The organism is Thioalkalivibrio sp. ALJ16 (assembly GCF_000377345.1).
In the GTDB taxonomy this organism is placed as follows: Bacteria; Pseudomonadota; Gammaproteobacteria; order Ectothiorhodospirales; family Ectothiorhodospiraceae; genus Thioalkalivibrio.
This window is the reverse complement of sequence record NZ_KB898051.1, coordinates 52,774-61,488: the sequence shown is the minus strand read 5'-3', so window position 1 is coordinate 61,488 and position 8,715 is coordinate 52,774. Positions and strand designations below refer to the sequence as shown.

Genomic DNA, 8,715 nt, shown 5'->3' with positions numbered 1-8,715 from the left:
GCGGTTCCCTTGTGCAGAATGACTGCACGGCAGTCACCGCGCCTTGTTCGCACGCAAAAGCGACTCGAGCGCGGACGTGCGATTCAATCAGCGTCTCCCTAGTGAGGCCGATGCAGCAGCGGCATCTCGCCGCGCTCCATCATGTGACGAATCAGGGCGGCCCGACCGGGCTCCTCCTGCTCCAGATCGTCGGCGCACTGGGACGGCTGGTGTGCCGCCTCGGACAGCATCACCTCCAGCTCGCGCAGGTCCACCTTCGGCTCCTGCAGGTCTTCCGGCTTCGGGTTCTCCAGCATGTGGGTCTCCCAGAACATGCGCGGGTGCCAGCAATGCAGCTTGGCATCCGGGTGATGGAAGAGCTCGACACAGCGGCGGTTCAGTTCCTGAGCGTTCATGTGAAGTCCTCCTCTGCGGTGCATTCACCCTGAACCTATAGACCGGGCAATAACCAAGTGCAAGAGTCGAGATTTCATCGGGGGCTTATTCGGGGACCTCCGCGCGCGCCGACTCCAGGGCCTCCAGCGCCTCTATCCATTCACCCTCCAGGGCCTCCAGGCGCGCGCGCAGCTCGCCCTGTTCGCGGGTCAGCGCCGCGAGCCGCTCGGCATTGTCGCCGGCATACAGGTCCGGATCGGCCAGTTCCGACTCCAGCGCCTGCAGACGCTCCTGCGTCTGGCTGCAGTCGCGTTCGGCCCGGTCCGCGCGCTGCTGCAGGGGCCGCAGTGCCGCGCGCGCCTGCGCGGCCTGCTGCCGCCGTTCCTTCTGGGTCCGGGCGGGCCCGCCCGCCGACACCTCCGACGCCGTCCCCGCCGCCGACCGCACGGCCTCGCGCTGACGCGCCTGCAGCTCGCGGGCGTAGTCGTCGAGGTCGCCATCGAAGTCACTCAGCCGCCCCGCCTCCACCGTCCAGAAACGATCACAGACCCGCGCCAGCAGTTCGCGATCATGGGCCACCACCACCAGCCCCCCGGCGTAGTTCTCCAGCGCCTCGGCAAGGGCCTCGCGCATATCGAGGTCAAGATGGTTGGTCGGCTCGTCCAGCAGCAGCAGGGATGGCGCCTGCCAGATCAGCAGCGCCAGCACCAGACGCACGCGCTCCCCGCCCGAGCACTGCCCCACCGGACCATCCGCCTTCTCGCCGGGAAAGCCCATGCCCCCCAGGAAATTGCGCAGCCGCTGCTCCTCGGCGCGCGGACCCTGACGCTGCAGGTGCATCAGCGGCGAGGCCGCGAGATCCAGCTGCTCGCTCTGGTGCTGGGCGAAATAGCCGACCTGGAGAGCGGGATCGACCCGGCGCTCGCCCGCCGTCGGCCGCAATTCGCCCGCCAGCAGGGTCAGGAGTGTCGACTTTCCGGCACCATTCGGCCCCAAAACCCCGATTCGGTCTTCGGGACGCAGTCGTAAAGTCGTCGCCTGCAGCCGCACGCGGTCACCCGTGCGGACCTCGGCATGGTCCAGCGCCAGCAGCGGATCCGGCAGGCGCACCGGCGTCGGGATCTCCAGATGAATGGGCCGCGCGGCGCGGATTACCGCCACCTCGTCCATCCGATCCAGACGCTTGAGCCGGCTCTGGGCCTGGCGCGCTTTGCTCGCCTTGGCGCGAAAGCGGCGCACGAAGTCCTCGAGGTGAGCGCGCTCGGCGGCCACCCGCGCTGCCGCCGCCTCGCTCTGGACAATCGCCTCCGCACGCTTGGACTCGGCATGGGTGTAGCTGCCGGCATACAGCGCGATCGTGCCGCGTTCGATATGTGCGATATGGGTACAGACCGAGTCGAGAAAACGACGATCATGCGCGATCACGATGACCGTGCCCGGATACCGCGCCAGCCAGTCCTCCAGCCACAGGATGGTCTCTACATCCAGGTGGTTGGTGGGCTCGTCCAGCAGCAACAGATCGGAACGGGTCATCAGCGTGCGCGCCAGGCCCAGGCGCATGCGCCAGCCCCCGGAGAAATCACGCATCGGCCGTTCCGCATCGGCGGGCGCGAACCCGAGGCCCGCCAGCAGACGGCGGGCGCGGGCATCCGCGGACCAGCCGTCGATGGCCTCCAGCGCCGCGTACAGCCGCGCCTGCTCCGCGCCATCAGTCGCCTGTTCCAGGCGCCGCTGCAACTCCCGCAGCTCGGCATCGCCATCAAGGACGTAGTCCACCGCGCGGCGATCGGAGCCTGGGACCTCCTGCGGCAGGTGCGCCACCACCCATTCCGGCGGCTGCTCGATCTCCCCGGCGTCCAGCCCCAACTCGCCCTGCAGGGCCGCCAGCAGGCTGGACTTGCCGGACCCGTTGGCGCCGGTTAGACCGACCCGCCAGCCGGCATGGACGGTCAGGCTGGCATGCTGCAGCAATATCTGTCGACCACGGCGCAGCTCGATGTCTTGCATTCGAATCATGGCGCGCAGTGTAGGCCATCGCGGCCCTCCGGCTCATGTGGCCGGCCGGAAACCGGGACGCACGGGGTGTCAACAATTTGCCGCCAGCAACGGTAACGGCGGCCCAAGGCTGCCGCTCGCGGCGAAAAGCTGCCGATTTTCCGACGATCCATCCCGCGCATGCGCACACAGACCATTGATAAAATGAAGATTTTCATCATTGGCACACTTATCGCTTTATCCCGATCCCAACGATCTTTGCAAGCGAGGCGGCCATGAACCGCGACGGGAATGCCCAGAATCTGCGACTGGTATCCGGCAAGGGGAAAACCACCACCGGCCGGTCGGGAACCCCCTTCGATGCCCTGGAATTCGTGCAGTCCCTGTCATCCAGCCTGGAGCTGGGGACGGTGCTGGAACGTCTGCATGAGCACCTGCATGCGCAGATCGGTCACAGCGGCTGGTTCTTCATCCTGCAGGAAAGCGACGCGACCTGGTCCGGGGGCGAGGAGGACCGCCACCGCATCGAATACGGCATGAGCTTCAACGGCGAGGCCATGGGCTCCCTGATCCTGATGCGCGGCCGCCGTTTTGGCGATCACGAGCAGGAACGCATCGAGGCCCTGCTGGGACTCGCGGCACCGGCCCTGGCCAACGCGCTGCGTTTCCAGAACCTGTCGACCTGCCTGGAGACCGACGAACTGACCGGCCTGGGCAACCGTCGCGCATTCGAAAAACAGGGTGCCCAGTGGCTGGCCGACTGCCGCCGCCAGGACCGTCCGATGTCGGTGCTGGCGATCGATCTCGACCACTTCAAGCGGATCAACGACGACTTCGGCCACACCGTGGGCGACGAACTCCTGCGCCGCGTCGCGGATGCACTGCGCAACTCGACCCGCGAATCCGACCTGTGCATCCGCATGGGCGGCGAGGAGTTCCTCGTCCTGCTGCCGGGGGCCGATCTCAACTGCGCGATGGAATGCGCCGAACGCATCCGCCTTGCGATCGCCGCCTTGCGTATCCCGGCGGCGGCCGGCGACGAGTCCGGACTGGAGAGCGACGGCCCGGTCAAGGCAACGGCCAGTGTGGGCGTGGCCGCGATCGGACGTCACTCCTCGCTGCACACGGCCTACCAGGCCGCAGACGAGGCCCTGTACGCCGCCAAACAGGCCGGCCGCAACCGCGTGCTCGCCGGAAACGGCTAGGGAGACATTGATTGAATCGCACGTCCGCGCTCGAGTCACTTTTGCGTGCGAACAAGGCACGGTGACTGCCGTGCAGTCACTCTGCACAAGGGAACCGCAACGCCGTGCGCGCGCCCGCTTTTGATCAACAACGGGCGGCCGAGCCTCTGTTTTCAATGGCTTGTGGGGTTGGTGCCCCCCCCCCTGATTCTGAATGAATATGGCCCAATCCTGCGTTGCGCCCCGAATCCTTCAGAAACGGGCGGGTAGAACCACTACCCGCTGTACGGCGGGCTCAGCCCGCCCCGGGGCGCACGAAATCAACGCAGGTCAGCGGGGTGGCGAGCACCGCCTGACGCAGGGCCTCGATCGCTTCCGGACGCGGGAAGCTGGCCCGCCAGGCCAGTGCCACGCGCCGGCTGGGGGCCGGCTCCTGAAAACGCCGCACCGCCAGCAGACGCTGGGCATAGCGGTCCGCACCCACCGCCGTACACGGCAGTATGGTCACCCCCATGCCGGAGGCCACCATGTGGCGAATGGTCTCCAGCGAAGACCCTTCCAGGTTGCGCGGCGTGCTGCCGTCGGCGGTCACGGTACGCTGACAGTCCGGGCAGCGCTCGAGCACCTGATCGCGGAAACAGTGCCCGGCGCCCAGCATCAGCAGGGTCGCATCGGCCATGTCTTCCAGACGCAACGGATCCTTGTCCTTGAGCGGGTGCGCGGCCGGCAGCACGGCCATGAAGGGCTCGTCATAGAGCGGCAGCGTGACCACGCCCGGCTCCTCGAACGGCAGCGAGATGATGATGGCATCCAGCTCGCCCTGCTTGAGCCGTTCGCGCAACCGGCCGGTGTAGTTTTCCTCGATCACCAGCGGCATGTTCGGGGCACGTTCGCGCAACGCCGGGATCAACTCCGGAAGCAGGTACGGTCCGATGGTGTAGATCGCACCCAGCCGCAGGGGCCCGGACAGCTGGTCCTGGCTCTGCACCGCCACCGAGCGCAGCTGCTCGACCTCGGCCAGCACCCGCCGCGCCTGCGCGATGACCTGCTCGCCGGCAGGCGTTACGCTGACTTCGCCACGGCCGCGTTCGAACAGCGTCACGCCCAGTTCGTCCTCGAACTTGCGCACCGCCACCGACAACGACGGCTGGCTGACATGGCATGCCTCTGCGGCCCGACCAAAATGGCGGGCATCGGCGACCGCCACCACATAACGCAACTCGGCGAGCGTCACCGCTCGGGCCCTCCACCGCGATCAGCCGGGTCGGGCCCCTGAAACTCGCGCCCGCCGTCCGGCCAGTCCAGGGTCACCCGCTGCAACTGCTGCCCCTCCAGCGAGATCTCTCCAGGATGCCGCCCGGCACCATCGGCGGAAAACTCGAAGCGGTAGCGCCGCCGCAGCGCGAGACCCCGCGCGCCCCACACCGGGCGCTGACCAATACGCACCACGGTCGCATCCAGCAACTGCACACCGGCGCGTTTGCAGGCCTGACGCCCCACGCGCCGGGCCCGTTCGTTGGCGCGCCAGGTGTCGTTCACGTAAAACGCGACCAGCGCAAGGGAGAGGATTATCATCAAGCCCGTCATGGACCGGTATGATACGGCTATCGGGGCCCGAGTTCGCCCGCGTGCCCAAGTGGCCGCCTCGAGCCGGCCCACTCAATCCTCAAAGTGTCCCCCAGGCCCTCATGACCGCCAACAGCATCCCATTCTCCGATCTCGCCCAGGGCCTGCGCGAGATCGGCCGGCAGGAACTGCTGCCCCGCTTCGAGGCCAACATCGCCGTGGACTACAAGGCCGATGGCAGCGTGATCACCCAGGCCGACCACGCGGTGGATGCGCGGGTGCGCCAACTGCTGCCCGAGCACGGCCAGCACGAACCGATCCTGAGCGAGGAACAGGCCCGGGGCGAGCAGGCGCGGGTCCTGGAGACGGCCCCGGCGTTCTGGCTGGTGGACCCGCTGGACGGGACCTCCAACTTCGCCGGCGGCATGCCGTTCTTTGCCATCTCCATCGCGCGCATCGAGGGCGACCAGGTCACGCACGGGGCCACCTACGACCCCGTACGTGACGAGCTCTTCACCGCCACCACGGCGAGCGCACTGGAGCTCAACGGGGCCCCGGCCGCCGCGCGCCGCCGCCCGCCAGTCACGGAACTGGGGCACGCGATCGCACTGGTGGACTACAAGCGCCTGCGCGCGCCGCTGGCACAACAGCTGGCCAGCGCCGCCCCGTTCCGGTCGCAGCGTAACCTCGGGGCCTGCGCGCTGGAGTGGGCCTGGCTGGCCGCCGGCCGCGCCGATCTCTACCTGCACGGCGGCCAGGCCCCGTGGGACAGTGCCGCCGGCGGCCTGCTGCTGGCGCAGGCCGGGGGCGCAATGTGCAGCCTCGACGGCGGGCCGGTGTTCGCGCGCTCCCTGGCCAAGCGCTCCGCCGTCGCGGCCCGTTCCGCAGCCCTACTCGCGGACTGGCGGCAGTGGCTGGCACCGTGGCTCGAACCCGCAGGGACGGCCCGGTGATGCGCCGCCGCCAGCCCGGCCGCGGCACCCGCCTGAACCGGGCCGGTGCCGATTTCACGCCCCGCTATCTCCCGATCGCGTGGAAGATCGTCGCCGCGATCGCCGGGCTGACCCTGGCCGGCATCGTCACCCTGTCCGCCGTGGTCCTGAACCAGGTCAGCAACGTGCTGGACAACCAGATCCGCGCCCAGGCCGAGAGCACCATCGCGCCGGTGGCGCGTACATCGGCCGAACTGATGCTGGCCGAGGACTACCTGACCCTGGAGACCCTGCTGAACTCGCTGGTGGAGGAGGGCCGGGTCGAATCCATCGCCGCCTATGCGATCGACCGCGGGCAGGTCGCCAGCGCCGGGACACCCCCGGAGCAGTCCCTCACGGACGGCGTGTGGCCGCTGGCCCCCACCGTCGAGCCCTACCTGCGCAACGTGCGCTTCCAGGATGTGCAGGTGGGCTACATCGAGGCGTACATCGACACCTCGCCCATGCAGGAACTGATCCGCAACACCCTCAATGCCGGGATTGCCACCGCCATCGGGGTCTTCCTGCTGAGTCTGGTGCTCGCCATCGACATCAGCAAGCGCCTGGTGCGCCCGTTGGAACGCCTGGCGGAGAGCATGCGCGCCCGCATCCAGCCGACCGATGACCAGGGCAACCCGCTGCCGATGGTGCGCCAGGACGAGATCGCCCAGCTCACCGATGCCTTCAACGACATGGCCCGCGACCTGCTGCGCAAGGACCAGGTCGAGGCCGCCCTGCGCCGCTACGTATCGGATGCCATCGCCCAGGACATCCTGGAAAACCTGGACCGGGTGGAACTGGGGGGGCGCGCGGTGGAGGGCTCGGTGCTGTTCGCCGACATCCAGGGCTACACCGCCCTGTCGGAGCGCTGCACCCCGGAGGCGCTGGGGCGGATGCTCAACGAATTCTTCGGCCCGATGTCGGAGTGCATCGCCCGTCACGGCGGCATGGTGGACAAGTACATGGGCGACTGTACCATGGCGGTTTTCGGGCTCGGGACCGAGCCGGGCGCGCACCGCTTGTCTGCCGTGCAGACGGGCCTCGCCTTGCTCGAGACCGTGGCCGCGATCAACGCCGAACGCGAGCGCCGCGGCGAGCCGCGGGTGGAGTTCCGCATCGGCCTCAACGCCGGCGAGATGCTGGCCGGCAACATGGGGGCCGAGGACCGCATGCAATTCACCGTGGTCGGTGACACCGTCAACCTCGCCGCCCGCCTGGTCACCGTCGCGCCACCGGGGGGACTGGTCACCACCCGCGCATTCATGGAGCACGAACAGGTGAAAGGGCACTTCCGCACCGAGGACTGGGGCACCCACGAGCTCCACGGCGTCAGCGAGGCCGTACCGGCGATCCGCGTACTGACGGCCTCGGATCGCGTATGAGTACCCGGTTGGTCCGGCGGCTGCGCCGCGCGCGCCGCGGCCCGGGCCCCCTGCTCGCGGCACTGATGCTGGCCGTGCTGCTTCAGGGCTGTGCGTTCCTCGATCCGCTGGTCACGCCGGAGCTGCGCATCGAACGCGCAGTTGCCGACGGTGACTACCGGCGCGCACTCGACCTGATCGACCAGCACGATCCCGAACCCCGAGCGGAGTGGGACGAACGCCGCGAGGCCATCGCGGCACAGGCGGATGCGGCCGCCGAGGACGCCATGCGCCAGGCCCGCGCGGCATCGGCCGAGGGCGCGGTGGCACAGGCCCTGGAGATCCTCGAACAGGCCGAACGGCAGCTTCCGGCCGACCGCGAGCGGCGCCAGTTCATCGAGCAGCTCGAACGCCAGCGGCTGGTCGGCCTGCGCACCCTGGAGCAGCGCCACGACATCCTCGAGGCCCAGGCGCTGGTCCAGCAACTGCGGCTGCTGGAGGTCATGCGCCCACTGGTGCGCCGCAGCGAACAGCTCCCGGATGACCCCGACCGACTCGCCGCCCGCAGCGAGCCCCTGGCCCGCTCCATGGACCACTATGCCGAGCGCGCCGAGGGCGAGGAACGCCTGCAGCTGCTGCGGCTGGCCCAGGGCCTGAACGCCAGCCCGGAGCGCGCAGAGCGCATCGCGGCGCTGGAACGCGAACTGCGTGCAACCGAATCCTCCGTGATCGAAGACGAGGTCCCGCGGTCCACGGTGAACGCCCGGCTGCGCCAGGCCCTGGAGGCCGACGACCTGATGGCGGCGGCGCGCTGGTGCCGCAGCGAGATCATCCCCGATGCCGACGCCTCCGGGCCCGACCAGGCGGCCCTGCGCGCACACCGCGTGCTGTGCGAGGAATGGCGCGAGCGGCGCGACACCCGCGTCGAGCACCTGCTCGAGGAAGGCCGCCATCACTACTCGGCCGGGCGCATCGAGGAGGCCCAGGAACACTGGGCGGAGGGGCTCGAGCTGGCCCCCGACCATGCCGGGCTGATTGCCGCCCACGAGCGCGCCCTGCGCGTGATCGAGCGCCTGGAAAGCCTGCGTGTGCCGGAGCCACTGCCGGAGGAGCAGGAGGGTCCGCCGCCGGATGTCCCACAGGCCGGACCGGACGCCCCGTGACCGGCCCCGGCCGGAGCCCGGCACCCGGGAGTACCCGGCGCTGCGGGGCCCGCCCATTCGCCGTAGAATGGCGCCGCCGCTCCGGAGCAAGAGCCCACCG

Annotated in this window: 8 protein-coding genes; 4 read left to right on the top strand and 4 right to left on the bottom strand. The window is 69.2% G+C overall.

Annotation, left to right across the window (positions count from 1 at the left end; all coding sequences use genetic code 11):
- Nucleotides 1-98: 98 nt before the first annotated feature.
- Both D000_RS0111385 and D000_RS0111380 read right to left on the bottom strand, forming a co-directional pair.
- Entirely contained in the window at nt 99-395 is a 297-nt protein-coding gene (locus tag D000_RS0111385; protein WP_018873652.1) for a hypothetical protein, read from the bottom strand.
- An 85-nt stretch (nt 396-480) separates the two neighbouring features.
- On the bottom strand, nt 481-2,391 hold the full coding sequence (locus D000_RS0111380; protein ID WP_026279953.1) for an ABC-F family ATP-binding cassette domain-containing protein: 1,911 nt from the start codon (nt 2,389-2,391) through the stop codon (nt 481-483).
- Nucleotides 2,392-2,645: 254 nt separating this feature from the next.
- Here D000_RS0111380 and D000_RS0111375 point away from each other — a divergent pair, with 254 nt between their 5' ends.
- Entirely contained in the window at nt 2,646-3,575 is a 930-nt protein-coding gene (locus D000_RS0111375) for a GGDEF domain-containing protein (RefSeq protein WP_018873650.1), read from the top strand.
- 274 nt (nt 3,576-3,849) lie between these two features.
- Here D000_RS0111375 and D000_RS0111370 read toward each other — a convergent pair whose 3' ends face one another.
- Nucleotides 3,850-4,788 (bottom strand): hydrogen peroxide-inducible genes activator, encoded by a 939-nt coding sequence (locus D000_RS0111370; RefSeq protein ID WP_018873649.1) that lies wholly within the window; start codon nt 4,786-4,788, stop codon nt 3,850-3,852.
- Nucleotides 4,785-5,141: a DUF3301 domain-containing protein gene (locus D000_RS0111365; RefSeq protein WP_026279952.1), complete on the bottom strand. Its 357-nt coding sequence runs from the start codon at nt 5,139-5,141 to the stop codon at nt 4,785-4,787. The genes D000_RS0111370 and D000_RS0111365 overlap by 4 nt, the downstream gene beginning before the upstream one ends.
- A 101-nt stretch (nt 5,142-5,242) precedes the next feature.
- Here D000_RS0111365 and D000_RS0111360 point away from each other — a divergent pair, with 101 nt between their 5' ends.
- Genes D000_RS0111360 through D000_RS0111350 form a run of 3 tightly spaced genes read left to right on the top strand, consistent with a single transcriptional unit; the run spans nt 5,243 to nt 8,615 of the window.
- Complete coding sequence (locus D000_RS0111360; protein ID WP_018873647.1) at nt 5,243-6,073, top strand: inositol monophosphatase family protein; 831 nt, start codon at nt 5,243-5,245, stop codon at nt 6,071-6,073.
- Nucleotides 6,073-7,473 (top strand): adenylate/guanylate cyclase domain-containing protein, encoded by a 1,401-nt coding sequence (locus D000_RS0111355; RefSeq protein ID WP_018873646.1) that lies wholly within the window; start codon nt 6,073-6,075, stop codon nt 7,471-7,473. Before D000_RS0111360 ends, D000_RS0111355 begins: the two co-directional genes overlap by 1 nt.
- Entirely contained in the window at nt 7,470-8,615 is a 1,146-nt protein-coding gene (locus D000_RS0111350; RefSeq protein ID WP_018873645.1) for a hypothetical protein, read from the top strand. Before D000_RS0111355 ends, D000_RS0111350 begins: the two co-directional genes overlap by 4 nt.
- Nucleotides 8,616-8,715 lie beyond the last annotated feature (100 nt).

Coding starts and splice junctions, on each gene's coding strand:
- D000_RS0111350 (WP_018873645.1), top strand. CDS start 7,470: ATGAGTACCCGGTTGGTCCGGCGGCTGCGCCGCGCGCGCCGCGGCCCG.
- D000_RS0111380 (WP_026279953.1), bottom strand. CDS start 2,391: ATGATTCGAATGCAAGACATCGAGCTGCGCCGTGGTCGACAGATATTG.
- D000_RS0111385 (WP_018873652.1), bottom strand. CDS start 395: ATGAACGCTCAGGAACTGAACCGCCGCTGTGTCGAGCTCTTCCATCAC.
- D000_RS0111365 (WP_026279952.1), bottom strand. CDS start 5,141: ATGACGGGCTTGATGATAATCCTCTCCCTTGCGCTGGTCGCGTTTTAC.
- D000_RS0111360 (WP_018873647.1), top strand. CDS start 5,243: ATGACCGCCAACAGCATCCCATTCTCCGATCTCGCCCAGGGCCTGCGC.
- D000_RS0111355 (WP_018873646.1), top strand. CDS start 6,073: ATGCGCCGCCGCCAGCCCGGCCGCGGCACCCGCCTGAACCGGGCCGGT.
- D000_RS0111375 (WP_018873650.1), top strand. CDS start 2,646: ATGAACCGCGACGGGAATGCCCAGAATCTGCGACTGGTATCCGGCAAG.